Here is a 26,394-nt window from a genome sequence, read left to right as displayed (position 1 = left end):
ATATGACGACCGGCTGATGGCTTTGTCCTGGTTGATCGCATCTGCAACGCATTCGGGCCCGCAGAACGCGGGCCACCACAACAAGCGAGGACGGAACACATGACGTCGAACATCGGGCTGCTGGCCCGCATCGAGGCCCTCCCCGAGCACGCCGAGGAGGTGGAGACGCTGCTGCGCGACGCCCTGGCATCGGCTCGTGAGGAGGAGCTCACCGTCACCTGGTTCGCCTTCAAGGAGAGCCCCACCGTGTTCGGGATCTTCGACACCTTCGCCGACGAGACCGGCCGCACCGCACACATCAACGGCCGGATCGCCGCCGCCCTTATGAAGATCGCCCCCACCCACCTGGCCACCGCGCCCGACATCCGCACCATCGACGTCCTCGCCGCCAAGCTCCCCTGAACCGGCACGGCCGAGGGGCGGGGCCGCCAAGAGCCGGCCCCGCCCCTTTTGCCCTCCCTGGGCCGACGGGAGGAGGCGTCCGTTCGGCGACGGCCGGCCAGACATCCGGCCCGAGGTCCGGCTCGAAGTCCGGCTCGAAGTCCGGCCCGAAGTCCGGCCGCTCACCGGCCGCGCCCGCCGGTCGCGATCACTCTCCCAGCGTGTAGCCGTCCTTGACGACGTAGAAGGCGGTGGCGGGTGCCATGCACCGGGCAAAAAGGCAGCCGACCGTCGGACCGGTCGGAGTTGACGCCACCCCGACGACGCGGGCGGATGCGGAGACCTCTCCTCATTCGAATCCCGGATCGGCATGGGCAGTCATGCACGCGTCCTCCCGTCTGGTCGGCAGTGGCTGCTTGCGCTGTCTCAAAGGTCGCAGCCACGCCGCGTGCCGCACGTCCACCGTGAGAAGGGACCGCATCAAATGCCTTTCACCGCGTCAAGTACTGCTTGATAGCGTCCCTTCCGTGCCCCCGACTCTGCGCTCCGAGCGTCTGCACCTTGAGCCGTACTCCCCCGAGGACGAGGAGGACTTCGTCGCCTTGTTCCAAGACCGGAGGGTGTCGCAGTGGATGGGCGACGGCCCCTCTACCGAGGCTGAGGACCGCGCCCTGTTCGGGCGCATCTTCACGAAGGTCTATGCCAAGGACCTGTTCGATGTCTGGGCCGTTCGTCGCGACGGCCGCTACGTCGGACACGCTGAAATCAAGCCGAGCGAAGAGGTCCAGGGCCACGAGATCGTCTACGCGCTGACCCCGGACGCCTGGGGATCCGGCCTGGGGAGAGAACTGGCCGAGACGATCGTCGCCCACGGCTTCGGAACCCTGGGGCTGACGGAAGTGCACGCCACCGTGGCTGCACCGAACAGCGCTTCGCTGGCCCTACTGGAGAAAATCGGCTTCGAGCACGTCCGGGACATTGCCGAGGACGACGGCAGCACCACCTGCGTGCTGACCCGTCGCTTCGTCAACCGACCGCATTCGCTACCGGCAACCGCTCCGCCTGTGACCGCAGTTCTCGTCCCTGGCCGCTTTCTCTGCGATCGGGGGTTCAGAGCCGCAGGTGTGACGCCCCGTTGAGGTCGAGGATCGTGCCGGAGGCCCAGGTGGCTTCGGCCGATGCCAGGTAGACCACGGCGGCGGCGACCTCCTCCGGAGTGCCGACCCTGCCGAACGGGCTCTGGCCGCGCAGGGCGTCCCCCGGCGGGCCGGTCAGGCGGTCGGCGACCCTGTCGGTGGCGGTGAAGCCGGGGGCGACCGAGGTCACCGAGATCCCGTGCGGTGCCAGGGCGACGGCGAGGGACTGGCCGAACGCGTGCAGCGCGGCCTTGCTCGCGCCGTACGCAGAGAGTCTCGCTCGCCCGCGGGCAGTATTGCGCCCTGGTCGTTGACGAGCACCGCGAACTGGCCCGGCTGCTGCGGAAGGGCGGTGCAGGAAAGGAGCTCGACCGACTCGCCGGCGAGCACGTCGACGTCGCCCGCCGCAGCCTGCTCACCCTACTCAACGGAGCGGACGATGCGGCGGCTCCGCTTCCGAGTCCTGGTGACGGGCTGCAGCCGTGAGGGCGGTGCCGAGGTCACCGCGCAGCAGCTGCGCGAGCTGGTTCAACGTCTCATCCGTGCCGGGGAGTTGGGGGATGGAGACTCGGACGTGCTGGTCGTCGTGGACGCCGGATACGCCGTTCCCCTCCTGGCCTTCCTGCTGAGGGACCGCCCGTACGGGTTCGCTGATCGAACGCGAGGAGCAGGCCGATGCAGCCCGGTGAAGGCAGCTCTCCAGGACGACTCAGAGACCGAGATGACAACTGCCTTTGCGAGATCGTCCCAGCTGGGGTCAGCCGGGACAGACGGTGTTCATGAAGTTGGGACGGGCGTCCATGGTGATCTCCTTGCCGTGTTGACGATTGCACAGCACTGACACAACGGCCCGACGGAGTGTGACAGGCCGGCGTCCCCGCTGCCTCATGGTTCCGGCCTCTGCGCGTGGACCGTCAACTCGCCGTCCAGCAACCGAAAATGTCCGCACCAGTGGTATCGGTTCTGGTAGGCAGGCCATATGAGCCAAACCAAGATCCGTACCGCGAGCATCCACGAAGTCCCGGCGCTGCTGGCCTTCTGGGCCCGGTCGGCCGAGGGCACGAGCATCACCGACGACGAGGACGGTGTTGCCCGCCTGCTCGTCCGTGACCCGGAAGCCCTGCTGGTGGCCGAACGGGACGGAGCGATAGTCGGCACCGTCATCGCCGGCTACGACGGCTGGCGCTGTCACCTGTACCGGCTGGCTGTCGACCCGGATCAGCGCCGCCAGGGCATCGCCGCCGCGCTGCTCGCCGCCGCCCATGAACGCTTCGCGGCGCTTGGTGGCCGCAGGGCCGATGCGATGGTCCTGGACCGCAACGAACTCGGTCAGCATGCCTGGCGCGCCGCCGGTTACCACGCCGAGGCGCAGTGGAGCCGGTGGGTCAGGCCGCTGGCCCGACGGCCTGACGAGCTTCAACATCGGCGGCGCGACGCAGGATCACGTCCACAGCAGGATCACGTCCACAACTGAATTACCAGGACGGGTAGTTCCCGGCTACGCGGCCCTGGACAACCTCTCCGCTGACGCCGGCATGACGGTGGTTCTGTGGGCGAGGAGGCCGTCTACCACCGCTGCTGGCTCCCGGTACTCACCTGGACAGCCAACGGTCAGTGGAACACGATGGCGTGCCCTCCGCTGATGCCCGCCCGGCAGGCCTGGTAGAGCGTGTGCCAGGCGAACTTCTCGATACCGAAGGGGTCTTCGGGCTGATGATCGGCCAACCGGGCGGACTCCTCGTCCGAGAGTGTGCCGTCCGTGCCGAGCCGGACACCGAGCGCAGGTGCGCAGGTGCGCAGGTGCGGAGTTCGGCTGGAACCCACGATCCCGGCGCCGGACAAGTTCTCGTCCGGCAGGAAGAGCGGCTCGCCGAAGGACGGCCCACCCCCGCGCACGCCGGAGCATCGCCTCGTCCGCCTTGAAGTACGGCGTGCGGGCGGTTCACCGATCCGCACCGGGATCGGTACCGGGAGCGGCAGGCTCGGGGCCGCCGACGCTGGAGAGGTGCGACGATGGAGCCGAGAGCGCCCTCCGAGCCGCCGGAGCGCCGGGGCCGGGAGCCGGAGCCGGAAGGTCAGGACGCCGTGCGTCGATCCGACCGCCGTGCTCGGCCGGGAGCGGAAGGGGCATGCCATGGCAGCGCAGGTGGGCTCGTCTCGTCCATCCGACCGCCCGTGCGCTCCGGCCGCTCGGTGCCGGGTGAGCCGTCCAGGATCGGCCCGGTCGGTCGGCGTCGGTCGGCCGCCAGCGGTCGGCACCGGCAGGCCGGGCCGATGACGGCCGAACCGGTCCAAGTCGGCACGGCTCCCGCTGCGGCGTCCTGTCACGCGGTGGCACGCGGCCCTCACTCCGCGGCGACCCGCCTGCGGGTGGCGGTGGTCGGCTCGGGTCCGGCCGGTCTGTACACCGCAGAGGCCGTGATCAAGCAGGCTTCGGCGGACGGGTTCGAGGTCGCGGTGGACGTGCTTGACCGCCTGCCAACGCCCTATGGTCTGGTGCGCTACGGCGTCGCCCCCGATCACCCGTCGATCAGGTCGATCGCGGACTACCTCAGGCGGGTGCTCGAACACCCGCAGGTCCGGTTTCTCGGCGGTCTGTGCTTCGGCCGGGACGTCACCCGCGAGATGCTCCTCGAGTGCTACGACGCGGTGGTGTACGCCACCGGCGCACCGCGCGACCGCCGGCTGCGAGTGCCCGGCGAGAACCTGCCGGGCAGCGCCGCGGCGGCCGACTTCGTCCGCTGGTACTGCGGGCACCCCGATTCGGATCCGGCGATGTTCGAACTCGATGCCGAGGCGGTGGCCGTGATCGGAGCCGGCAATGTGGCGCTCGACGTGGCGCGGATCCTCGCCAAACCCGCGGCCGCCTTCAGTGCCACTGACGTACCGGAGCCGGTACTCGCCGCGCTGGCGGCCAGCAGGGTCCAGGAGATCCACATCATCAGCCGCCGCGGGCCGGCGCAGGCCAGGTTCACCCCCAAGGAACTCCGCGAACTCGGAGAGGTGCCGAGCGCCGACATCACGGTCGACACGGCCGGGACCGACCGGTTCGATCCCATCGCAGAGATCGGCGGCGAGGCGGAGTCGGACCGGCGAGTGCGCAGCAATCTGGCCGTGATCCGGGGCTGGGCCGAGCGGTCGCCGCAGGGACACCCGAGGCGCGTGTCGGTCAGGTTCTGGCTGCGGCCGGTGGAGATCATCGGCACCGAACGGGTGACGGCGCTGCGGGTCGAGCGGACCATGCCGACAGAGACGGGTCGGGTGACCGGGACGGGCGAGTTCGCGGAGTTCCCGGTACAGCTGGTGTTGCGATCGGTCGGCTACGAGGGCGTGCCGCTTCCCGGGGTGCCGTTCGACGAACGTCGTGCCGTCGTCCCCAGCGCCGATGGCCGGGTGCTGGGAGCCGACGGCATCCCGCAGCCGGGCGAGTACGTCGCCGGCTGGCTCAAACGCGGGGCGACCGGTGTGATCGGCAGCAACAAGTCCGACGCGGCGCAGACCGTCCGCACGCTCCTCGCCGACCGGGTGGATGGCGTGGCACCCGTTCACCGCGCGGACCCCGCGGCTCCGGCGCTCGCCGACCTGCTCGCCGCGCGCGGTGTGCGGCCGGTGAGCTACACCGACTGGCTCGGCATCGACGAGCGGGAGCACGAACTCGCCGCCGCGCTGGGCCGGGGCGAACGCGTCAAGCTGAGCGGCTGGGACGCACTGAACAGTGCCTGCGGCCGTGCGGCCGCCGTACCTCCCACCGCCCGGGACTGACCTCAACGCAACTCCGCGCACCGGCGGTTGGCGACTCCCGTTCGGAGGCGTCCAGACGTCCCGTCCCCCGCGACCACCGGGCTCCGTCCTGCGCCAGTTATGTCGATATCAAGTATCTTGACATCAAGACTATCTCGGGACAGGCTACTCATCGATCTCAAGCCCGTCTCTCGGATCGTCGGATCAGACGATCAGGTGGCGCGCCCGATAGGTGGAGGAAGACCATGACCGACGTCTCCGGATTCGAGAGCATTCCCCCGACGACCCTGGCCGATCTGCTGGGGCGCGAACAGGTCATGGACATCGGCATCCGCCCGCTGTGGCCCTCGGTTCCCAGGGTCGCCGGACCGGCGTTCACCGTGCGGTGCCCTCCGGGCGACAACCTGATGCTCCACGCGGCCATCTACCGTGCCCGGCCCGGCTCGGTCATCGTCGTCGAAGCGGGCGACGTGGACTACGCGGTCGCCGGCGGAAACGTCTGTGCCGTCGCCCAGCGTCGGGGAATCGCGGCGTTCGTGGTCGACGGGGTGATCCGTGACCTCGCCGAGGTCCGGGCGATGGGTTTCCCCGTCTTCGCCAGGGGAGTCATCCCCATCCCGGGCACCAAGGCAGCAGTTGAACCGCTGGGCGGCCGGGTGCGCTGCGGCGGCGTGGACGTGAACGCCGGCGACATCGTGGTGGCCGACGAGGAGGGCATCGTGGTCACCCCCGGTGCCCGCCGGAAGCGGGTACTCCTCGACGCCCGGGCGAAGCTGGCCAAGGAGGCCGGTGAATCCCTCGACGCGTGGGAGGAGGCGCATCGCGCCCGCATCGAGAAGGTCCTGGCCGAGAAGGGCTACGAGGGCTGACCGGCGACTCGAGTTCCGAGGACACGGTCCACCACGCGGACGCCCCTCCGCCGCGCGTCCGACGTGACGGCAGCTCCCCTCGGACGGCTCTGTGCCACACGGGCGGCGCAGCCGTGTGACTGCACCCACTCACTCCTGGTGGCAGCCTCCGCGTCGCGGCTCGCCAGGCGGCCGGCAGACGGGTCCTTCGGCTCCGCCAGGCTGACGCTGCCGTCCCCGGACGGGAGCACTGACCGACCCGGCCGTGGTGCCGGAGCGGGTCCGGTCTGCTGCGGGGGGTACGCGGGCCCTGCGGCCCGCCGTGACCGGGAGCGCGAGTGGCTTTCCGCTCGCTCGGCGCAAGGTCCACAGCGTGGTGCGGCCCGCTCACGGCGGGGCCGGGATAGACATTTACCCATGGCCCGAGCCCTGCCCCGCTCCTCCTGGCCGTTCCGACGCCGACCGAGCGGCCGCCGCGAGCGGCGACAGCCAGACGCTGTCCCGCCCGTCTCGTCGGCACGTCGCCGACCGGGCATGCGCAGTGTCGCCGGGCAGATGTTCCTACTGCAGGTGCTGATCGTGCTGCTGCTCGTGGTGGCCGCCGTCGTCACCCTGCTGATCCAGGCACGCAGTGACCGCTTCGACGAAGCCCGTGACCGCTCGCTCGCCGCAGCCGAGTCCTTCTCGCACACTCCTGGCCTGGCGGCCACCATGCTCGGTCCCAACCCCAGTGCGGTGCTCCAGCCGCGGACGGAGATCGCCCGCCAGCAGGCCGGAGTCGACTTCATCGTCGTCACCGACCGCAACGGCATCCGCTTCACGCACCCGGAACCGCAGCTGATCGGAAAGAAGTTCGTCGGCACGATCGCCCCTTCCCTGGAGCAGGGTCGTATCACCATCGAGAGCGTCCTCGGCCCGCTCGGACACGAGTTCCAGGTCGTGGTCCCGGTCTACGACACGGGCGGGAGCATCATCGGGATCGTGTCCGCCGGGCTCAAGGTCAGCCGGGTGAGCAGCGCGATCAACCAGCAGCTCCCCCTGGTGCTGGGCACCGGAGCGGCCGCCCTGGTACTGGCCACCACCGGTACCGCCCTGGTGGGCCGCCGGCTGCGCCGCCAGACCCGCGGTCTGGGAACGGCCGAAATGACCCGGATGTACGAGCACCACGACGCCGTCCTGCACGCGGTCCGCGAAGGGGTGGTCATCGTCGGCGGCACCGGCCGCATCCTGCTCGCCAACGACCAGGCGCGCCGCCTGCTCGACCTCCCCACCGATGCCGAGGGCCGTGTCGTCGGCGATCCGGACCTCCACCTGGATCCGCGGATGGCGGAGCTGCTGGCCTCCCGGCGGGTCGTCACCGACGAGGTGGTCCCGCTCGGGGACCGGCTGCTGGCGATCAACAACCGGCCGACCGACCGGAAGGGCGGTCCGCCCGGCAGCGTGGCCACCCTGCGGGACACCACCGAACTCCACACGCTCACCGGGACGGCCGAAACCGCCCGCAACCGGCTCAGGCTGCTGTACGACGCGAGCCTCGCAGTCGGCACCACCCTGGACATCCGGCGCACCGCCCAGGAGCTCGCCCAGATCGCCACCCCGCGGCTGGCCGACTACACCACCGTCGACCTCGCCGAGCCCGTCCTGGAGGGCGAGGAGCCCCACGCCCTGGGCAGTGGCGCGTCGGCCGTGCTGCGACGGGTCGCGATCGCCGGTCCCGGCCCCTCGCCGCTCTACCAGGAGGACGAGCTCCACACCTTCGCCGGCACCACCCCGCAGGCGACCGGCTTCGTCAGCGGCCAGCCCGTGCTCGTCCCGGACCTGAGCGCCGACGCCGGCTGGCTGACCCAGGACCGCGAGCGCACCCAGGCCGTGATCGACTTCGGCTTCCACTCCCTCGTCACCGCGCCGCTGCAGGCCAGGGGCGTGATGATGGGTGTCGTCAACTTCTGGCGGACCCGGGAGAGCGAGCCCTTCGACGAGGACGACCTCTCACTGGCGGTGGAGCTCGCCAACCGCGCCGCCCTGGCCATCGACAACGCCCGCCGTTACACCCGCGAGCACACCATGGCCACCACGCTCCAGCGCCACCTCCTGCCCCGGACCCTGCCGCCGCACCCCACCCTCGACATCGCCCACCGCTACCTGCCCGCCCCCAGCGGTGCCAGCGGCGACTGGTACGACGTCATCCCGCTGCCCGGTACCCGCACCGCCCTGGTCATCGGCGACGTGGTCGGGCACGGCCTGCACGCCGCGGCCACCATGGGACGGCTGCGCACCGCCGTGCAGAACTTCTCCACCCTCGACCTCCCGCCCGACGAACTCCTCGCCCACCTCGACCAGTTGGTCACCCAGCTCGACCAGGAGACCTCCGACTCGCCGTCCGTCATCGCCGGCGCCACCTGCCTCTACGCCATCTACGACCCCACCTCCGGGACCTGCACCCTCGCCGGTGCCGGCCATCCCGCGCCCGTCGTGATCCGCCCGGACGGCACCGTCGAGGTGCCCGACGTCCCCACCAACCCGCCGCTGGGCCTGGGCCACCACCCGTTCCACACCACCCGGCTCGACCTCCCCGAGGGCAGTACTCTCGTCCTCTACACCAACGGCCTGATCACCAACCACACCCACGACCTCGCCGCCGGGGAGCGCGCCCTGGTCGCCGCCCTCACCGACCAGCGCGACCGCGCCCCGCAGGAGATCTGCGACGACGTGCTCGCCGCGCTCACCCCCATGCGCCCCACCGACGACACCGCTCTGCTGGTCGCCCGTACCCACCTGCTGCGGCCCGAGCGGATCGCCGACTGGGACGTGCTCTTCGCCCCCACGGCCGTTGCCGCGATCCGTACCGCCGCCGCCCGGCAGCTCGCCCGCTGGGGCCTGGAGGAGGAGGTGTTCACCACCCAGATCATCCTCACCGAACTGGTCACCAACGCCGTCCAGCACGCCTCCGGCCCCATCCATGTCCGGCTCCTGTACGACCACGACACGCTCGTCTGCGAGGTCTCCGACGCCACCGACACCACCCCGCACCCCCGCCACCCCGCGCCGGACGACGAGAACGGCCGCGGCCTGCTGATCGTCACCCACCTCACCCAGCACTGGGGCACCCGCCACACCCCGACGGGCAAGACCATCTGGACCGAGCAACGCGTGGCACCCCCTTCCGGCCAGGCCGGGACGAGGTGAGCAGCCGTACGCACGCGTCCCGTGCCCAGGTCCGCGAAGCTTGATCCGCTTGCCCCGCGGGTCCCGGGAGACGCGGCCGTCCACGGTGGCGGCCCCACGCACCGGGCCGAGCCGGGATCAGGTCAGGTGTACCGGTCCGGCCGGGTGCAGCGGTGCCCCGGCGCTATGGTCGTGGTTGGACATTGGCGGCATCTTCCGTCCCGGTGACCGCCGGGGCGACAGGGGGAAGGGGACTCGGGTTGGCGGGGATCATGGTGATCGGGGGCGGGATCGCCGGGACGGCGACGGCCCTGGCACTGCACAAGGCCGGGTTCGAGGTCACCGTCCACGAGGCGCATCCGGACACCGGGGAGGACATCGGGGCGTTCCTCACCCTGGCGAGCAACGGCATGCGCGCGCTGGCCCAGATCGACGCGGCAGAACCGGTGGCCGGCCTCGGCTTCCCGATCAGCCGGATGAACGTGATCGACGAGACCGGGACCGAACTCGCGGCCGTGCCGCTGGGCGAACCCGACCACCCGCTGACCCGCTACCGCTGCCTGCGCCGTGCCGAACTGGGTGCGGCGCTGCAGCACGAGCTCCGACGGCGGGGAATCCCGATCCGCCACGCGGCGCGCCTCACCGCCCTCCGCGAGGACGAAACGGGCGCCACCGTGGAGTTCGCGGACGGCAGTTCGGCCACCGGTGAGCTGGTCGTGGGGGCCGACGGGCTCCGCTCGACCGTGCGCAGCCAGCTCGATCCGGCCGCTCCGGGACCCGAGTACGCGGGCCAGCGCGTCTTCTACGGCTACACCACGGCCGCCGTGCCCGTGGACGGCGAGCCGGACCGGATCACCATGGTCCGCGGCAGCGGCGCCGCGTTCGGCTACCTGGTCTCCCCCGCCGCCGAAACCTACTGGTTCGCGCGGGTGCCCGGCCCGGCGGCGACCGCCGAGGAGATCGCAGGGACGACGCCGGAGCAGTGGCGAGAACACCTGCTGCCGCTGCTGCGCCCCGACCGCACACCGGCCGCCGACATCGTCGCGGCGACGGACGAGCGGCTGATGGTGACCAACGCCCTGCACCTGGCTCCCGGCACCCGCTGGCAGGGACGCCGTACGGTGCTCATCGGCGACGCCGCGCACGCGGCCTCACCGGCGACCGGCCAGGGCGCCTCGATGGCGCTCGAGGACGCCGTGGTGCTGGCCAAGGCGCTGCGCGACGCGGACACCACCGCCTCGGCGCTTGACTGCTACGAACTGCACCGCAGGCCCCGGGTCGAACAGAACATCACGGTCAGCGCCCAGCTCACCGCGAGCCGGACCCGCCCACCCGGCTCGTCCGGCCCGCAGGCGCAGGACTCCGCACGTCCGGCCTCCCGGGTGGACGACGAGTTGATCCGCCTGCTCGACTGGGACACCCCGCTGCCCGGCAGCGGCCGGGATGCGTGACCTGCGGTCCGCTCAGCCGTTGCCGGCGCTCACCCGGCGAATTCGCGCGAATTCGCGCGAATTCGCCGAACTGCCCACCGCGTCCGGGCTGTTCGGGAAGCCTCAGGACCGCCGACCGGGTCGGGCCGTCCCCACTGCCCGGGTGGCGGCGTGGCGCCGCCCGCTCCTCGGCTATCGCGACCAGACAGTGCAACTGACGGAGCTCCATCCGGCGTTCACAAGCGGCCTTCATCGAGCCACCGGGCCTGTGTGCTGGACGATCGGATGAGCCGGCTGGCATAACTGAAGTCGTCAACCACCAAGCGGTGCCCGGAAATCAGGAGTATTCGGGCGTCGCGGACCGAGGAGATGCAGATGTCCAGCGTGCCCCCAGCCCAGCCCGCCGAGCGCACCGCCCACGGACGGGTCTGGCTGATCACCGGCGCCTCGTCCGGCTTCGGCCAGGCGATCACCGAGGCCGCCGTCACCGCCGGTGACACCGTCGTGGCGGCGGCCCGCCGGCCGGAGGCGCTGGACGCGCTGGCCGCCGCGCATCCCGACCGGGTGATCCCGGTCGCCCTTGACGTCACCGATCCGGCCCGGATCAGCGCCGTGGTGGCCGAGGTCCTGCTCTGGTACGGGCGGATCGACGTACTGGTGAACAACGCGGGCCGCGGGCTGATCGGTGCGGTCGAGGAGTCCACCGACCGCGAGTTGCGCGATCTGATGGAGCTTCACTTCTTCGGCCCCGCCGCGCTCACCCGCGCGGTGCTGCCCCAGATGCGGCATCAGGGTTCGGGTGCGGTCGTGCAGATGAGCAGCATGGGCGGGCGCTTCTCGTTCCCGGGTGTCGGCGCCTACTCGGCGACCAAGTTCGCGCTGGAGGGCCTGTCCGAGGCGCTCGCCCAGGAGGTGGCCCCGTTCGGGATCAAGGTGCTGGTGGTCGAGCCCGGCGCGTTCCGGACCGGATTCGCCGGGGGCGGCGCCCTGCAGCAGTCCGCGGCCATTCCCGCCTACGAGGAGACCGTCGGCCCCGTCCGGTCCGGGTTGCCGGGCAGCGACGGCAAGCAGCCGGGCGACCCCGCCAAGGCGGCCGCGGCGATCCTGACCGCGCTGGACGCCGAGCACACCCCGCTGCGGCTGGTGCTCGGCAACGACGCCGTCGACGGGATCCTCGGCCATCTGGACGCCGCTCGCGCGCAGGCCCTGGCCTGGGAGTCCATCGGCCGCGGTACGGACTTCGAGGACTGAGGGGCAGCCGCATTCCTGTGACCGGGGCCGGGACCGGTCCGGCCGGACCGGTCCCGGCGGTGTGATCGGCAGGCGGTCCGCGGGCGGTGTCGCGCCCCGCCGACGGACCGTCCGCCGCCCGGCGTCACTTCAGGTCGACGACCTCGTGCATGCCGAGAACGGCGTGCGACAGGCCGGTCCCCTCGTCGGGCATCATGTCGAGCACCGCGTACCGGCCCGGCTGCAGGCCGTGGGCCTGGATCGACGCGCTGCGGTCCGGCGAGAAGGCGCCGAGGCCGGTGGGCGGGCCGGTGAACGGGGAGCGCGCCTTACGGCCCTGCGCGACCGTCTCCAGGTAGGTCTGGACCTGCTTGTCGGTGGTGCCGGGGGCGACCGGCCGCAGCTGCGTCTCGTGGATCTGGGGCGAGCCGTTGTGCACCAGGTAGGCCAGGTGGACGTGGTCCAGGTCGTCGGTCTGGAAGCGCGGACCGTCCAGCGTGGTGCGGTGGACCACGATGCCGTGCGGGTAACGGGCCTGGTTGGCGTTCATCCCGTTCGTACCGGCCAGCTCCATGGTCCGCATCACCGGGTGGGCCGGGTCCGCCCGGAAGGCGGTGAGGTCCAGCAGGTAGACGGTGCCGGGGGCGACCTCCTCGGTGAACTGCTCGTGGACGCGCGGGGTGACCATGGCTCCGCCGAGCGCCTCGGCCTCCCCGCGGACCGCCCGGATACCCGCGGCCGCGGTGGACGGCCTGCGGCTCATCGAGTTGGCCAGGTCGTGCAGCACCTTGTCGATGGCCACTCCGGCGTGCGGGCGCAGCAGCTGGAGCTGACGGCCGTTCGGGTCATCGGTCTTGACCCGGAAACTGACCAGGCCGCCGAGGTGGTTCTGCGGCGCCTGGATGCCCGCCCTGTCGACCTTGACCTCGATCGGGCGTTCCTCGGGCGACTCCGCGCCCGCGGCGCCCGCCGAGGCGACGACCGTGGCCAGGGCGACGGCGGCGACGGCCGCCACTCGTGCGGCGCGGTTGAGCAGTTGGTCCGGCATGGAGATCCTTTCATCGGATGGCTTTCCGCCGCGCGAAGGATCCCCAGGCGCCCGCGCGGTGCAGCGGTTTCGGCGCGAGGCGAACCGATTTGGACCAATGCTCTGGCGCGGCTGCGCGAGCGGTCGGACGACGGGTCGGCGAGGCGTCGCCGGCAGGGGCTCGGGCGAGCTCCGGCGGGTGGTATACGCGCCGGTTCGGCCGGTTCAGCGGTCCGCGCGGGGACGTGGTCGGCGGGTGCCGAGCGGGTGGCGCGTCCTCGGGACGGTCAGGCCGACGGGATCGGTGGTCTTGCCGCGTGGAGGGTGTTTGCCGATGCTGTGCCTGTCCATTCGATCACCGTTCTGGCCTGCCGCCCGCCTGCCGACGCCGGTGCGACGGGCTGCCCCCGCTCGCCCGCTTGAACGCCACATGTCCCGTTCCCGGGCTTCGGCCGTCTCGTCCGTACGCGTGCCTTCGCTGACGTATCGTCACAGGCACGTGCATCCGCACCACGTCGAGCAGGAGGAACCGCCTTGGCCACGGAGGTCCCCGACGTCGCTCCCAGCTCGCCCGCCGGCGGCGGCCGCGGAACGGAAGGTCCGCCGCCGGAGCTCGACGCGTCCGTCGTCGAGCAGTGGCGTGCGTCCGGCGGGCAGTTGGTCGAACTGCTGGGCCTGGTCAGCGCGCTCGGCGGGGTCGGCGCCGTCCGGCTCGGTCCACGCCCGACGGTGCTGGTCACCGGTGCGCAGGCGGTGCAGCACGTGCTCGCCCGGCATCCGGACCGGTACGTCAAGCGCTCGCACCGCGCCCGGATGCTGGTCGGCGACGGGGTGCTCTCCGCCTCGGGCGAGCCGTGGCGGCGTCAACGCCGCCTGCTGCAGGCCCAGTTCACCGGCACCGGGATCCGCCGCTACGAGCAGCGGATCGCCGAGGCCGCACGGCGTACCTCAGCTCACTGGGCCGAGTGCGCCCGAACCGGCCGGGAGACCGATGTCGGCGAGGACCTGCGGTTCTTCGCCCTGGACACCATCTGGCGCTCGCTGACCGGCCATCCGCTCGATGCCGCGACCCATCGCGAACTTGCCGCCATCGAGGCGGTGGTGGCCGCCCTGCCGACCACCCCCACGGTGCCAGCGGCCGGGGTGCCCGCCGCGCAGGCCGCCGTCGAGTCGGCGTTGGCCGCGGACCTGGCCCGGATCGACGCCGTCGCCGGGCACGCGATCGCGGCCGCCCGCCGGGGCGACGCCGGCCCGGACGGCCCGGGCCTGCTGCACGTCCTGCTGGATCTGGCCACCAGCCGTCCCGAGTACACCGACCGGCTGATCCGCGACGAACTGGTCACACTGCTGGTCGCCGGGCACGAGACCACCGCGAGGACACTGGCCTGGCTGTACCTGCTGCTCGACCGTCACCCGCGGTGGACCGACTGGGCGATGGCCGCCGGGGCCGAGGGCTCCCCGGCACGCCGGGACGCCGTCCAGGCCCTGGTCAGCGAGACCCTGCGGCTCTATCCCCCGGCGTGGCTGCTGCCCCGCCACGCGGTCGAGGACGACGTCCTCGACGGCTTCCGGATCGAGGCGGGCACCGATGTCTTCGTCTCGCCCTACCTGACCCACCGTGATCCCGGATCGTGGCCGGATCCCGACCGGTTCGACCCCGAGCGGTTCACCGTTCCCGGACGCCGCCCGGGCCAGCTCGGCGCGTACCTGCCGTTCGGGCTGGGGGCCCGGGCCTGCCTCGGGCTGCAGTTCGCGGTGCGTGAGATGACGGTGGTCCTGGAGCAGCTGCTGCCCGCCTTCACACCGGCCTTCCGGTCGACTCCGAGTGCGGCCGTCTTCGGCTTCATCGTCCGTCCCGACGGTCCCATGCCCGCCGTCATCAGGGCCCGCCGTTGATCCCGGAGGCCGGGTTGTCAGCGGCACGGCGTGAGGTGCGGGCTGCCTGACGTGGGTCGCGACATGCGCTGGTTCGCCGGCCCGGACGTGCTCATTCGCGAGCTGGACGGGTTCTGCCTCTCCGCGCGGGCCCGCTCCGAGGAGGCGCTGGGCGCGCTGTGCGAGACGCTGCCGGGCGACTGGCTGGTCTGATCCACCGCCGTACGGGGTAGGCCGGGGGTCCGGCTCAGAGCGGGCGGTACATCATGTGCAGGCCCACATAGCCCTTCTCCGGGTGCCGGAAGCCCTCCGGCACCGTGCCCAGCACCTCGAAGCCGAGCGAGCGGTAGAGCTTCACGGCGTGCTCGTTGGTCTCCACGACGGCGTTGAACTGCATCCCCCGGTAGCCCTCGGCTCGTGCCCACTCCAGCGTGTACTCGCACAGGGCCCGGCCGACGCCCCGCCCGGAGTGTGCCGGGTCGACCATGTAGCTGGCGCTGGCGATGTGCGAGCCGTTGCCCATGCGGTTGCGGTTCATCTTCGCCGTGCCCAGGACGGTACCGCTCTCGTCGACCGCGACGACCGTACGGTCCGGGGCCGGCAGCAGCCACCAGTCGCGGCCCTGTTCCTGGGTGAGATCGACCGGGTAGGGGAAGGTCTCCCCAGCGGTGACGATCTGCTGGAAGAAGGGCCGGATGGCGGGCCAGTCCTCGGTGGTGGCTTCCCTGATCAGCATGCGGACAGGATGCCGGTTGCGTCTGACGGTGCGCCAGGGATTTTCCGGAGGTCGTGGGTCCGGGCGGGCGGATCCACCGGGCACGTTCCGTCGGCCGGCGCGCCCTGCGCGGCCCGCCCTTCCACGCGCCGGCCTTCCTTGACTTGGAGCGCACTCCAGTTCCTAGCCTCGGCTCCATGACCACGACTTCTCAGCACAGGATCGGTTCGGGCTTCTCGGCGCGCAGCAGTGCGGACGACGTCCTGCGCGGCATCGACCTCTCCGGCAAGCTCGCGATCGTCACCGGCGGCTACTCCGGCATCGGGTTGGACACCACCCGTGCACTGGCCCGTGCCGGTGCCCGGATCATCGTCCCGGCCCGACGGCCGGCGACCGCCCTGGCGGCGGTGGTGGGGATCGAGGGCGTCGAGGTCGACGAGCTCGATCTCGCCGACCTCGACAGCGTGCGGGGGTTCGCCGAACGCTTCCTCGCCTCGGGTCGCGCGGTCGACATCGTCATCAACAACGCCGGGGTCATGGCGCTGCCGCCGACCAGGACCGGTCCCGGGTGGGAGGCGCACTTCGCGATCAACCATCTCGGTCACTACGCCCTGGTCAACCACCTCTGGCCGGCCATCGCGGACGGCGGCGCGCGCGTGGTCTCGGTCTCCTCGGCGGCACACCACTTCTCCGACATCCGCTGGCACGACCCGCACTTCGAGCACGGCTACGACCGGACGCAGGCGTACGGCCAGGCGAAGACCGCCAATGCGCTGTTCGCACTGCATCTCGACGCGCTCGGAAGGGAGTTCGGAGTCAGGGCGTTCTCACTGCACCCCGGCAGCATCCTCACCCCGCTGCAACGCCACCTCACCAAGGCGGAGATGACGTCCTTCGGCTGGATCGACGAGGACGGCGAACCCGCGGATCCCGGCTTCAAGACCCCCGAGCAGGGCGCGGCCACCCAGGTGTGGGCGGCGACCTCACCTGGGCTCGCGGAACTGGGCGGCCTCTACTGCGAGGACTGCGACGTCGCCGAGCTCACCACGCCCGAGGACGCCCCGCTCACCGGTGTGCGCGCCTATGCCACCGATCCCGCTCAGGCCGCCCGCCTGTGGGAGCTGTCCGCCGAACTCACCGGTGTCGACGGCTTCGCCCGCGCCTGATGACCAGCCGTTTCCATCCGTCGCCAGCCGCGGCCGACCACTGCCAGTGGTCGTCGGTCACGCACTGGCCGAGCGCCGGTCGTGCGCCGGTCGGGGCGGGAAGGCCGTCCCCCGGGTCCGATGCGCCGGGGAGCCCCGACCGGGCGCGGGGCGGCGGCAGTTGTGGCGGCGCACGGCTGACGCCGGATGTGCACGCACTGTTCATGCCGGGCGGATTCCGGCCGCCACCTGCGGCTCGGCACCCTGGCGGTACAGGGACCGATGACAGGGCGTTCCCTGTCTCCCCGTCATGTGTCCCTCAACCGTAGGAGACATCCGCAGGAGAGTGAAGCCAGTGCGAGAGATCGGACGGCGGGCTTTCATCACCAGCGCAGGCGCCATCGCCACCGTCGCCGCCATCGGCACTCCGGCCTTCGCCGGCGACCATGCCCGGGACGCGGCCACGGCCGACGAGTACGTCGACGTACAACTCCTCAACATCACCGACCTGCACGGCTATCTGCAGGCGGCACCGGCCGGAGACGCGGTGATCACCGGTGCTGCAGGCCAGAAGTACACCGTCGGCGGGGTGGCCTATCTGGCGGCCCATCTGAACAGGCTCCGGGCGGGGCGAAGGAACTCCCTCTTCTTCGCGCCCGGAGACCTCTTCTCCGGCTGGGAGTTCGACGCGGCGGCCTTCGCCGACGAGCCGACCATCGAGGCGCTCAACCGGATGAGGCTGGACTTCGCCTCGGCCGGGAACCACGAGTTCGACAAGTCGCCGGCATTCCTCACCCAGCACATGGCGAAGGGCGTCCCGTTCCCGCAGACCGGCTGGGACGACTCCTTCCAGGACTCCGGCGGGCACCGGTTCAAGGGCGCCGACTTCCGCTACTACAGCGCCAACATGGTGTGGAAGGCGAGCAACCGCACGGTCCTGCCGCCGTACAACATCGAGTGGGTGGACGCCGGCCGGGGGCGCAGGCTCCCGATCGGCTTCATCCATCTGACCGCGATCGGCACCGAGTCCTTCCCGGCGTCCTTCCAGCCGGCGCTGGCCTCCCTGGACGAGATCGAGAGCGCCAACCGCTGTGCGGCGGAGCTCAAGTCACGCGGTGTCAATGCGATCGTGCTCAGCATGCACGACGGTGCGGTGGCCGGCACCGACTTCAACAGCGGCAGCAACCCCTCGGGGCCGGCCTACGAGCTGGCACTGCGGGTCTCCCCCGACATCGACGCGATCGTCACCGGCCACTGGCACTGCGCGTTCAACATGATGGTCCCCGATCCGAACGGCGTACCGCGTCCGTTCGTGGAGGCCGGGTGCTACGGCCAGCTGATCAACGAGATCAACCTGCGGCTCGATCCGGCGACCGGCCGGGTGGTGCGCACGCTCACCACCTCCGTCAACCATCCCAACACCCGTGACGTGGCACCAGATCCGGAGCTGAAGCAGGTGGTGGACTACTGGGCCGGGTACGCCGAGCGGCGCGCGAGGACCGCCATCGCCAAGCAGACTGCCTCCTTCACCCGGCAGACCAACCGGGCGGGCGAAAGCACCCTCGGCAACCTGGTGGCCGACTGGGCCTACTGGGCCGGACGGCAGCCGCAGGGCCCGATGAACGACGGCAACGCATTCCCCAACACGCCGGCCGAACTGGCCGTCATCGCCATCGCACCGCGCTTCGGCCAGTGCATCATCGGCGCGGACCTCGACCATGACGCCCATTCGGGCGGGACGGTCACCTTCGGGCAGGTGTTCAACGCCGTCGGGTACGGCGACGCGATCATCACCGTCACCGTCACCGGGGCGCAGATCCACGACGCCCTGGAACAGCAGTGGACCGATGTCGGGGGCGGCAGGCTGCAGTTCGCGCCGCTGGCCGTCTCGCACAACGTCCACTACAGCTTCGACGCCACCGGCCCTGCCGGCCACCGGGTCGATCCCCGCGAGGTCCTGATCGACGGGAAGCCACTGGACCCGGCCCGCTCCTACCGGATCGCGATGCCCGCGTACACGCTGGTCAACGGAGACGGGTACCCGGCGTTCACCGGCTACACCGAACCCTTCAGGCACACCAGGGACTTCGAGAGTTTCGCCGGCTATGTGAAGGCGCGCAAGCGGATCAGCCCGGCACCGCTGAACCGGGTCTCGGTCAAGAACGCCGCAGGGCGGGGCGCCCGGATCGGCGAACTCGCGGCACCGCGCTCGGCGGCTTCGGCCGGCGGTGCCGGGCGGCGCGCCGAGGCCGCCGCCCGGACCGCCGTCGACGGGTTCCGGGTCCCCTGCTGAACCGGGCGCCGCGCCCCGGCCACCGTTCGGCATCCGACGGCGGCCGGGGCATCGGCAGCAGGCGACCGGGGCAGGAGGAGTTGTCCGGCCGGGTTCCCCGGGCCATCCGTGCGGCGACACCGCGGGCGAGGACGGTACGGCGGCGGTACCGGAGCTCCGGCCGGCCTCGTACGGTGCCTGCGGATGGATCCCGGCCGGTGGACTACCGGTCGGGGCGAAGATCATTCCCGGCACCGATGCCCGGCGCAAACGGTCGCCGGTGGTTCCGGCGGCCGGACTTGCACCTCACGCGACGTCAGGACGCATCGTTTACTTCATGAGCTTCGAACAGACATGGAAGGTCGGCGCGCTCGCCGAGGCGAGCGGGCTGACGGTACGCACCCTGCACCACTGGGACCAGATCGGGCTGCTCAGCCCCTCGCGGCGCACGGATGGCGGGCACCGCGAGTACACCGAGCAGGACGTGGTCCGGCTGTACCAGGTGCTCGCGCTGCGCGGGCTCGGCCTGGGCCTGGAGTCCATCGCCACCTGCCTGGACGCCGGGGTCGACCCGGTCCGGCTGCTGCGCGAACACCTGGACCGGGTCGAGGAGTCCGTCACCGCCCTGCAGACCCTGCGGCAGCGACTGGCCCACGTCCACGGCGAGCTGGCCGCCGAACGTGAGCCGGACGTCAGCACCCTGGTCGGGGTGCTCCGGGCGATGCGCGGTGCCGGCCCGGAAATCGAACTCGCGCTGCGGCGCCACCTCGACGAGGACCAGATCCGGGCCCTGCGCGAGCGGACTGCGGCCCTCGGACCAGCCGTGCACTACCTCCTGGAGGTCGAATGGCCCGAGCTGTACCGCAGGGCCGAGGCGTTGCGGACCTCCGGGGTCGACCCGAGCGCACCGCAGGTGCGGAAGCTGGTCCGGCGAATGGACGAGCTGAGTGCGCTGTTCAACGGAGGTGACGCCGGCATCTCCACGGCGGTCCGTGCCGCCTGGAGGGAGGAACCCGCCGCGCTGTCCGGCGACCCCACCATCCCGGCCGGCGGCTGGCCCGAGCTGACCGACTATCTCGACCGCGCCCGCGCTTCGATGTGACGCCTTGTCCGGCTTGATCACCTTCCCAGGAGTGGACATGTCCTCTCGACTCCGTGTCGGTATCGCCCTGCTCGCCACGGTGCCGATGCTCCTCGCACTCGTGCTGCCGGCCGCCGCCGGCGTACTGCCGTGGGCCGTGTCCCTCTCGGCCAGCCCGGCGCTCGCGGTGCCGGCCGTCGTCACCTACGTACGGCTGGGGCGCACCGCCGCCGGCACGGCGTCCGGGCGCGACCGCGACGCCGCACGACCGGGCGGGCCGACGGACCGCTGAGGAGCCCCGGCGCCGGGCCGATGACCAGAGGGGATCAGGTCGGCCGTCAGGCGAGCAGGTCGGCCACCAGCTCGGCGAACTCCTGCGGAGTGAGGATCCGTATGCCGAGCTCCTCTGCCTTGGTCCGCTTGGAGCCGGCCTTCTCGCCTGCGACGAGGACGGTGGTGCGCTTGGAGACCGAGGACGAGGCCTTGCCGCCGGCCCGCTCGATCAGTTCGTTCATCTCGTTGCGGGAGAGCGCTCCGAGTGGACCGGTCATGCTGCCGGTGACCACTACGGCCTCTCCCGCGAGCGGACCCGCCTGGACCACCGGCGGGCCGACGACACCGTCGGCACCGGCCGGCACGACAGCCGCGTCGGGAGCCGTCTCGCCGACCCCGACGCCCTGGGCGGCGAGCTTGTCGAGCACGGGGGCGAGTTCGGCGAGCTCGGCGAGGATCACCGAAGCCTTCTCCGCGCCGATGCCCTCGACCTCGGCCAAGGCCGCCTCGTCGGCCGCGCGGATGGCGGCCATACTGCCGAAGTGGTTCGCGATGCGCCGCGACATCGACCGGCCGGTGCCCCGGACTCCGAGTGCGCAGAACACCCGGTTCAGCGGCCTCGTCCGGGCCGCCTCGACGGCGGCCAGCAGGTTGTCGGCGCTGGTCCCGCCCATCCGGTCCAGGGCGAGCAGCTGCTCCCTGGTCAGTGTGAAGAGGTCCGCGACGTCGGCGACCAGCCCGGCGTCGACGAGCTGCACGGCGCGAGTGCCGCCGAGTCCCTCGACGTCCAGCTGGTCCCGGCCGACCGCGTAGCGGATGGAGGCGACGGCCTGGCAGCCACGGCCACGGACACAGCGCCAGCGCTGCTGCGAGGTGTCGATCCCGTCGCCGCAGCGGGGGCAGACCGCGGGGAAGACGATCGGCTGCTCCGCGCCGGTGCGCTGCTCGACCAACGGGGCCTCCACCCGCGGTATCACATCACCGGCCCGGTGGACGAAGACCTGATCGCCGATCAGCAGGCCGCGACGGGTGATGTCGGCCGGGTTGTGCAAGGTCGCGTACGTCACGGTGACCCCGTCGACCACCACCGGCTCCAGGACGGCGCGCGGGGCGATCACCCCGGTGCGCCCGACGTTCCACTCCACGGCGAGCAGCCGGGTGACCTTGTGCACGGCGGGGAGCTTGTAGGCGACCGCCCAGCGCGGCGCCCGGGAACCGGAACCCGCCTGCTCCTGGTCGGCGGCGGCGTCCGCCTTGACGACTATCCCGTCGATCCCGAACGGCAGCGATGCGCGCAGGGCCGCGATCTCCTCGATGCGGGACTCGATCTGCGACAGCTCCTCGCAGCGGACGGGGTGCGCGGGGGTGGTGGCCGCGGTGTTGGCGCCGAGCTCGGCGAGGCGGGCGAGCAGCTCGCTGTGGGCGAGCCCGGCCAGGCCGACCGCCCCGTAGGCGAAGAAGGTCAGCTCGATGCGGTACGGACGGTCCTTGGCGCGCAGGGTGCCGGCGGCGCCGTTGCGCGGATTCGCGAACGGGGTCGCGCCGTGCTCTACGCGCACCCGGTTGGCCACCTCGAACTGCTCCCGTTCTTCGCGCTCAGCGTGTCTCATGAGACACGACGCCGGTCACGATTCAAGCGCTGGACCTGGGACGCGCTGGTGCTCGCGAAGCATCGAGGAACAGCGCGCCTCGACAGCTGCCTGACACAGCTGGAGTGAGCGCTCAAGGCGCGGGTCAACATCCCGCGTTGGCGGCCTGCCACGGGCAGCGGCCCGGTGTGACTGCCGCATCATGGACAGTGGCGATGGAGAGGAACCAGTGGCATGCCCGAGACTGACGACGAGGTCGTCCCCCTGCGGGGAGGCCGCATCACTTCCGGCGTCGTCCGCATCGATGACACGGTCCGACGACCGGCCTCGGCTGCCTCACCGTTCGTCGCCTCCCTGCTTGATCTACTGGAGAGTCGAGGCTTCACGGGGGCCCCGCGATATCTCGGTCGGGACCAGGACGGTCGGGACACCTTCAGCTATCTGCCGGGCTGGGTTCCGCCCAAGTTCCAGCCATGGACCGACGCGCAGGTTGCTGCGGCCGGCGCCCTGGCGCGCGCGATGCACGACGCCACTCGGGGCAGTGATCTTGCTGGTCAGCATCAGGTGGTGTGCCACCACGACCTGGGGCCGAACAACGCTGTCTTTCAGGACGAGATGCCGGTCGCCTTCATCGATTTCGACATGGCCGCGCCGGGCAGTCCACTGGAGGACATCGGGTATATGTCCTGGCTGTGGTGCCTGTCGTCGAAGTCAGAGGCTCCTTCCGTGGATGCTCAGGCCACTCAGGTGCGCGTGCTGGCCGACGCCTACGGCCTGGCTGGTCCCGAGCGTGCGGTGCTCGTTGACGCGATGCTGGAACGGCAGGCCCGTAATGTCCGTTTCTGGGCGGAGGTGCAGGTCGGCTTCAAGGCCGTCGAAGCCACTGCCCAGCAGATCTCGGATCGCATCGCCTGGTCCCGGCGCGAGCACGAACACACTGCCGAACACCGCAAAGTGTTTGAAGACGCCCTCAAGTGACGCCCACGTGAGGCAAGCCGTGGGTCGCCTTCCGGGCCCTGGCATCGGCCTTCAACCGATCCGGCCGTGCCGTGTCCCGCGACCAGATCGGTTGAGACGCCGGGGCGCCGGAAATCTCAGTTGGTCTGGTCCCGGACGCCTGGAAGCCGGGTGTTGTCTCAGCTGATCTAGTTCGGCTCCGCCGTCTTCAGTACCGTGCGCTTGGTGCGCTGCTCGCACAGGCGTGACAGGTAGGTGCCGTCGGGCAGTACTTCCACCACCGGCAGGCGGAAGGAGTCCGACACCCGCCACAGCAGGTCGGCCCCGGTGGCAGCGGCCTTCTCCCACAGCCTGAAGGACGGAAAGCCGCGGTCGGCCAGCAGCAGCATGCCGGCCTTCAAGTGGTGCAGCAGCCGGTGCGCGAGGGTGCGCTCGCCGGTGGCGAACGGCCCGAAGACGGCCCCGACCACGGCGTGGGTGCCGCACTCGCCGAGCGCCACCATCCGCGCCTGCGGGTAACCCGCCTGCCGCTCGCCGTTCGAACCGCCGCCGAAATAGGCGGCGTTGGCGTCGGAGGCGGGCACGTCGAACAGCGTGCCGTCCAGCGACACCAGCCGCCGGCCCCGCCAGAACACCCCCGGCGTCGCAGGCGTGCCCTGCACCCCGGCCACCTGGCCGAACAGCCAGCGCAGCGGCGCCGCCCCCAGCCGGGCACGCGCCTTGGTGACCGAACCGGTCCGGGCCGGACGCGTCCACTTCTCACCCGCCCGACGCGGGATGTTCTCCAGCAGCTCGCGCAGCACCCCGCCGTACCCCTGCCCGGTGAACAGCCACATCGCCAGCGTGAAGTACACCATCAGCGTGCTCGGCAGCGCCTTCGTGCGCTCCTCCCACGCCCCGGCCTCCTCGACCGCCTGGTGCACCAGCTCCGGCGTGAACGTCCGGGTCAGCTGCCCCATCCGGACCCGCTCCGGGAAGCTGTCCCCGGCTATGTGATCACGTGCCACAAGGGCGAGACCCTACGCCATCAAGATCAGCCAACAGAAGCGACGTTGGGCGTCGGGTCGGCTCGCACGACATACTCAAAAACCCGTGAAAAACGGCCGCCAGCACGGAATGCTGGCGGCCGTTTCTGTCTAGCTCGGGTTCTGCGGATCCCAGTTGCACTGGTGCAGCGCGAAGAAGACGGGAGACAGTGCGTTGCTGGTCCCTACGTCGGCGCGCCAGGACTCCACATCCCAGCTGTCGCCCGTGCTCCACCCCGAGGAATTGAGCGGATCCGGGAAGACGAAATTCGCATGGCAGATGAACTGCTCATACTCCGAGTTGTACTTCGACTGGACGGACAGCTGCTGCGGGGGCGGCGCCATCGTCCACAGCTGGTCCCAGGCGCCGCCGAGATCACCGACCGCGTTGCGGAATCCTGCGTCCGTCGGATAGGCGCGGATGACCACCTCGTTCGGGAAAGCGGCGGGGATCTCGACGCGCACCTGTTTGAACCAGTCCGTGGCGGCCTCGCTCAGATAGCCCGTGCATTCTCCCGAACATCCCTCCTCCCGGTGTCCGGAACTCCAGAACAGCGTGCTCTGCCGGTTGGAGAAATTCTGGTACGTCTGGTTCGTCGCAGTGTCGGTTTTCTCGTCCGAGGTGGGATATCCGAACGACCCGCCCTCCCAGCCGTAATCCCCCCACAGCTTCCCGATCTTCCCCCATACGGGGTGCGCGCCGTAGGCGGACGCCCAGTAGACGGAGCCGCCTTCGAACTCCTGACGGCGGCCGAATCCGTCGGGGTTCGCCAGCTCGTCCGACGTGGGGTACCCAAGCGGACCGGACTCCCAGTTCTTGTCCGCCCACTTCGCGCCGATGGCGCCCCCAACGGGATGGGCGCCCGTAGCGGGCTTCCAGTAGACGGTTCCCCCGGTGAATTCCTGCCTGCGGCCGACGCCGTCCGGGTTGACCAGCTCGGTCGTCTTCGGGCAGCCGAGAAATCCCCGGTCGTAGTTGTAGTCCTTGTACTTGGCGAGGATCGCTCCGCCGACGGGGATCCCGCAGAAGACGGGGTCGTCCGCCTGGGCGGACGGGGATGACCCCAGCAGGGCGGTCACAGCCAGGGATGTGGACGCGAGCATCGTCATGATGCGGCGAGCAGGCACGGAAATCCTTCCGGAAAGCAGTCGATTGTGCTGTTTTCTACGGGGGAAGAGGCCTCCCCTCGAAGGTTCCTTCCCGGAAACAGACGGCGGAAACAGCAAGAACAAGACGGCGCGAGATTTCAGTTCTCGCTACAATGGAAGAAGAAAAACGACCGGGTGGTCGGCTTGTGCTTCATCGAGTTGTTCAGGAGCCCACTCATGAGCAAGATCGAATGAGATGGGACACTGGCCGATTGGCCCCCAAGGCCGCACCGGCGCACGGCCCAGGGGACCCGGCCGACGCGCGGCCGGCGAGGGGCCGGCCGCCTCGGGTCAGCTCAGGGGCCCCACTTGCCGTGATACGAGTCGCGTTGGCGTTTGCGGACTGTCCGCTCGGTCTTCAGCTCCACCGGCACGTCGAGCGGGGCCAGCAGCTCTGTCAGGGCGTCTACCAGGGGCTGTGGGTCCGGGCCGGACCTGTTCGGTATCCGCTTCTCCCGGCCGGTCCGCAGGAGGAATTCGGTCTGGAGGTGGACTCTTCTCGGCAGCGGGTCGCCAAAGTACGGCTCGACGGTCACCTGGGTGACCTCGATCATCAGCAGGTCGGTGATGGGGAGGTGCTGATCTGCGCCACACACCCTGACGAGGCGCAGGGAGGTCGGCGTGCCGGCTGGTGCGAACTCCACTCGGGTGACCTGCCTGCGGAGGTCCCACTCCAGAACCGCACGGAAGATCAGGCACCCGACGGCGATCAGCCCGAGGGTGATCAGGAGTGCGGGAAGGAAATCGCCTATCAAGAACGCCAGCGGAATCGTCACCAGCAACATCGCGGCCGGGAACGCCACCCCGGCGGCGAGCAGCGTGACGGTGATCGAAGGAGGGCCGCCGAGGGCGCTCTGCTCGGAAACCAGGTCGGTTGAGCTTGACCCATGTCTTAACGGAGCGTCAGAAGCCATGTCTGCAGTCTAGATAGGCCCACAAGAGGGCGTCAGGGCAGCTCAGTTGGCGGGTCCGGTCGGCCTTCGGCCGCAGGGTCGCGGAGGCCGACGCAGTGGAAGGCCCAGAAGGGCTCGGAGTAGACGAGGGTGCCTGTCATCCATGGCTCGTGGGCGGAGGGGCGGGCGACCTGGAAGGCGGCGTCGGGGATCGGCCTTGGGGACCAATCGGCCAGGCGGATGGCGGTAGCGCCGGTTCCGGTTCGGCCGTCTCACAAATGAGGGAACTCCTCTCGCAACCGTTGGGGTCTGCGAGGCAGTTCTGAGGACCGGCGCCAGAGGCCCACGACCTGCGAAGGTCGGGCTTAGTAGCCGTTGTCGTACCGATCAGGGCGCTTGCCGATCGAACGGGAGTCTCGATCGGGTGATCACGGGCCTGCGGATGCATAGAGGCAGGGCCTC

Annotated in this window: 22 protein-coding genes and 2 pseudogenes; 16 read left to right on the top strand and 8 right to left on the bottom strand. The window is 70.9% G+C overall.

Translation table 11 applies throughout. The features are described from left to right. The first annotated feature begins 99 nt into the window (after nucleotides 1-99). Entirely contained in the window at nucleotides 100-402 is a 303-nt protein-coding gene (locus ACWDAK_RS35725) for a putative quinol monooxygenase (RefSeq protein WP_344640962.1), read from the top strand. 506 nt (nucleotides 403-908) lie between these two features. Continuing rightward, nucleotides 909-1,400: pseudogene (locus ACWDAK_RS35720) on the top strand (GNAT family N-acetyltransferase); the annotation flags it as partial. Between the two features lie 91 nt (nucleotides 1,401-1,491). Here the strand turns inward: ACWDAK_RS35720 and ACWDAK_RS35715 are convergent. Next, a pseudogene (locus ACWDAK_RS35715) lies at nucleotides 1,492-1,788 on the bottom strand (SDR family NAD(P)-dependent oxidoreductase); the annotation flags it as partial. A gap of 168 nt (nucleotides 1,789-1,956) precedes the next feature. Here ACWDAK_RS35715 and ACWDAK_RS35710 point away from each other — a divergent pair. Next, nucleotides 1,957-2,358: a transposase gene (locus ACWDAK_RS35710; RefSeq protein WP_427395800.1), complete on the top strand. Its 402-nt coding sequence runs from the start codon at nucleotides 1,957-1,959 to the stop codon at nucleotides 2,356-2,358. A gap of 138 nt (nucleotides 2,359-2,496) precedes the next feature. Next, a complete protein-coding gene (locus tag ACWDAK_RS35705) occupies nucleotides 2,497-2,991 on the top strand; it encodes a GNAT family N-acetyltransferase (protein WP_344640961.1) in 495 nt (164 codons plus the stop codon). A 137-nt stretch (nucleotides 2,992-3,128) separates the two neighbouring features. Here ACWDAK_RS35705 and ACWDAK_RS35700 read toward each other — a convergent pair whose 3' ends face one another. Next, complete coding sequence (locus tag ACWDAK_RS35700) at nucleotides 3,129-3,413, bottom strand: hypothetical protein (protein WP_427395801.1); 285 nt, start codon at nucleotides 3,411-3,413, stop codon at nucleotides 3,129-3,131. Between the two features lie 435 nt (nucleotides 3,414-3,848). On the opposite strand from ACWDAK_RS35700, the gene ACWDAK_RS35695 reads away from it, so the two are divergent. The 5 genes from ACWDAK_RS35695 (at nucleotide 3,849) to ACWDAK_RS35675 (ending at nucleotide 11,952) form a co-directional block, all read left to right on the top strand. Beyond that, the gene (locus tag ACWDAK_RS35695; RefSeq protein ID WP_344640960.1) at nucleotides 3,849-5,279 is read left to right on the top strand and encodes an FAD-dependent oxidoreductase; all 1,431 of its coding nucleotides are present in this window, start codon (nucleotides 3,849-3,851) and stop codon (nucleotides 5,277-5,279) included. Between the two features lie 224 nt (nucleotides 5,280-5,503). After that, nucleotides 5,504-6,127, top strand: a complete 624-nt coding sequence (locus tag ACWDAK_RS35690) for an RraA family protein (RefSeq protein ID WP_427395802.1) — start codon at nucleotides 5,504-5,506, stop codon at nucleotides 6,125-6,127. Between the two features lie 513 nt (nucleotides 6,128-6,640). Beyond that, a complete protein-coding gene (locus tag ACWDAK_RS35685; protein WP_449806534.1) occupies nucleotides 6,641-9,292 on the top strand; it encodes a SpoIIE family protein phosphatase in 2,652 nt (883 codons plus the stop codon). A 239-nt stretch (nucleotides 9,293-9,531) separates the two neighbouring features. Further along, nucleotides 9,532-10,722 (top strand): FAD-dependent oxidoreductase, encoded by a 1,191-nt coding sequence (locus ACWDAK_RS35680; RefSeq protein WP_427395804.1) that lies wholly within the window; start codon nucleotides 9,532-9,534, stop codon nucleotides 10,720-10,722. A 354-nt stretch (nucleotides 10,723-11,076) separates the two neighbouring features. Then, nucleotides 11,077-11,952: an oxidoreductase gene (locus ACWDAK_RS35675; protein ID WP_344640956.1), complete on the top strand. Its 876-nt coding sequence runs from the start codon at nucleotides 11,077-11,079 to the stop codon at nucleotides 11,950-11,952. A 124-nt stretch (nucleotides 11,953-12,076) separates the two neighbouring features. Here ACWDAK_RS35675 and ACWDAK_RS35670 read toward each other — a convergent pair whose 3' ends face one another. After that, a complete protein-coding gene (locus ACWDAK_RS35670) occupies nucleotides 12,077-12,979 on the bottom strand; it encodes a hypothetical protein (RefSeq protein WP_344640955.1) in 903 nt (300 codons plus the stop codon). Nucleotides 12,980-13,492: 513 nt separating this feature from the next. On the opposite strand from ACWDAK_RS35670, the gene ACWDAK_RS35665 reads away from it, so the two are divergent. Together ACWDAK_RS35665 and ACWDAK_RS35660 are read left to right on the top strand one after the other, a co-directional pair. Continuing rightward, nucleotides 13,493-14,854 carry a cytochrome P450 gene (locus tag ACWDAK_RS35665; protein ID WP_427395805.1) on the top strand — a complete coding sequence of 454 codons (1,362 nt, stop codon included), beginning with the start codon at nucleotides 13,493-13,495 and terminating at the stop codon, nucleotides 14,852-14,854. Nucleotides 14,855-14,905: 51 nt separating this feature from the next. Then, a complete protein-coding gene (locus tag ACWDAK_RS35660; protein ID WP_427395806.1) occupies nucleotides 14,906-15,046 on the top strand; it encodes a hypothetical protein in 141 nt (46 codons plus the stop codon). A 34-nt stretch (nucleotides 15,047-15,080) separates the two neighbouring features. Here the strand turns inward: ACWDAK_RS35660 and ACWDAK_RS35655 are convergent, their stop codons facing one another. Further along, a complete protein-coding gene (locus ACWDAK_RS35655) occupies nucleotides 15,081-15,569 on the bottom strand; it encodes a GNAT family N-acetyltransferase (RefSeq protein WP_427395807.1) in 489 nt (162 codons plus the stop codon). Nucleotides 15,570-15,745: 176 nt separating this feature from the next. Here ACWDAK_RS35655 and ACWDAK_RS35650 point away from each other — a divergent pair, with 176 nt between their 5' ends. The 4 genes from ACWDAK_RS35650 to ACWDAK_RS35635 all read left to right on the top strand — a co-directional run bounded on the left by ACWDAK_RS35650 (nucleotide 15,746) and on the right by ACWDAK_RS35635 (nucleotide 20,338). Continuing rightward, entirely contained in the window at nucleotides 15,746-16,714 is a 969-nt protein-coding gene (locus tag ACWDAK_RS35650) for an SDR family NAD(P)-dependent oxidoreductase (RefSeq protein WP_344640951.1), read from the top strand. Nucleotides 16,715-17,048: 334 nt separating this feature from the next. Next, nucleotides 17,049-18,986, top strand: coding sequence for a bifunctional metallophosphatase/5'-nucleotidase (locus tag ACWDAK_RS35645; protein WP_427395808.1), 1,938 nt, complete (start codon nucleotides 17,049-17,051; stop codon nucleotides 18,984-18,986). Nucleotides 18,987-19,302: 316 nt separating this feature from the next. After that, nucleotides 19,303-20,067 (top strand): MerR family transcriptional regulator, encoded by a 765-nt coding sequence (locus tag ACWDAK_RS35640; RefSeq protein ID WP_427395809.1) that lies wholly within the window; start codon nucleotides 19,303-19,305, stop codon nucleotides 20,065-20,067. A gap of 37 nt (nucleotides 20,068-20,104) precedes the next feature. Next, nucleotides 20,105-20,338, top strand: coding sequence for a hypothetical protein (locus ACWDAK_RS35635; protein ID WP_344640948.1), 234 nt, complete (start codon nucleotides 20,105-20,107; stop codon nucleotides 20,336-20,338). Nucleotides 20,339-20,384: 46 nt separating this feature from the next. On the opposite strand, the gene ligA is transcribed toward ACWDAK_RS35635, so the two are convergent. Then, nucleotides 20,385-21,929 (bottom strand): NAD-dependent DNA ligase LigA, encoded by a 1,545-nt coding sequence (gene ligA, locus ACWDAK_RS35630; protein ID WP_427395810.1) that lies wholly within the window; start codon nucleotides 21,927-21,929, stop codon nucleotides 20,385-20,387. 213 nt (nucleotides 21,930-22,142) lie between these two features. Here ligA and ACWDAK_RS35625 point away from each other — a divergent pair, with 213 nt between their 5' ends. Then, nucleotides 22,143-22,886: an aminoglycoside phosphotransferase family protein gene (locus ACWDAK_RS35625; RefSeq protein WP_344640947.1), complete on the top strand. Its 744-nt coding sequence runs from the start codon at nucleotides 22,143-22,145 to the stop codon at nucleotides 22,884-22,886. A 167-nt stretch (nucleotides 22,887-23,053) separates the two neighbouring features. On the opposite strand, the gene ACWDAK_RS35620 is transcribed toward ACWDAK_RS35625, so the two are convergent. From ACWDAK_RS35620 to ACWDAK_RS35610, 3 genes are all read right to left on the bottom strand, one after another. Beyond that, nucleotides 23,054-23,872 (bottom strand): IS4 family transposase, encoded by an 819-nt coding sequence (locus ACWDAK_RS35620; protein ID WP_427395811.1) that lies wholly within the window; start codon nucleotides 23,870-23,872, stop codon nucleotides 23,054-23,056. Nucleotides 23,873-24,001: 129 nt separating this feature from the next. Next, complete coding sequence (locus tag ACWDAK_RS35615; RefSeq protein WP_344640945.1) at nucleotides 24,002-25,018, bottom strand: hypothetical protein; 1,017 nt, start codon at nucleotides 25,016-25,018, stop codon at nucleotides 24,002-24,004. A gap of 317 nt (nucleotides 25,019-25,335) precedes the next feature. After that, nucleotides 25,336-25,953 (bottom strand): hypothetical protein, encoded by a 618-nt coding sequence (locus tag ACWDAK_RS35610; RefSeq protein ID WP_344640944.1) that lies wholly within the window; start codon nucleotides 25,951-25,953, stop codon nucleotides 25,336-25,338. Between the last annotated feature and the right edge of the window lie 441 nt (nucleotides 25,954-26,394).

The sequence above is a fragment of the Kitasatospora sp. NPDC001175 genome (genome assembly GCF_053598215.1).
The sequence above is the reverse complement of the archived record's forward strand: the minus strand, read 5'-3'. Positions and strand labels throughout refer to the sequence as shown.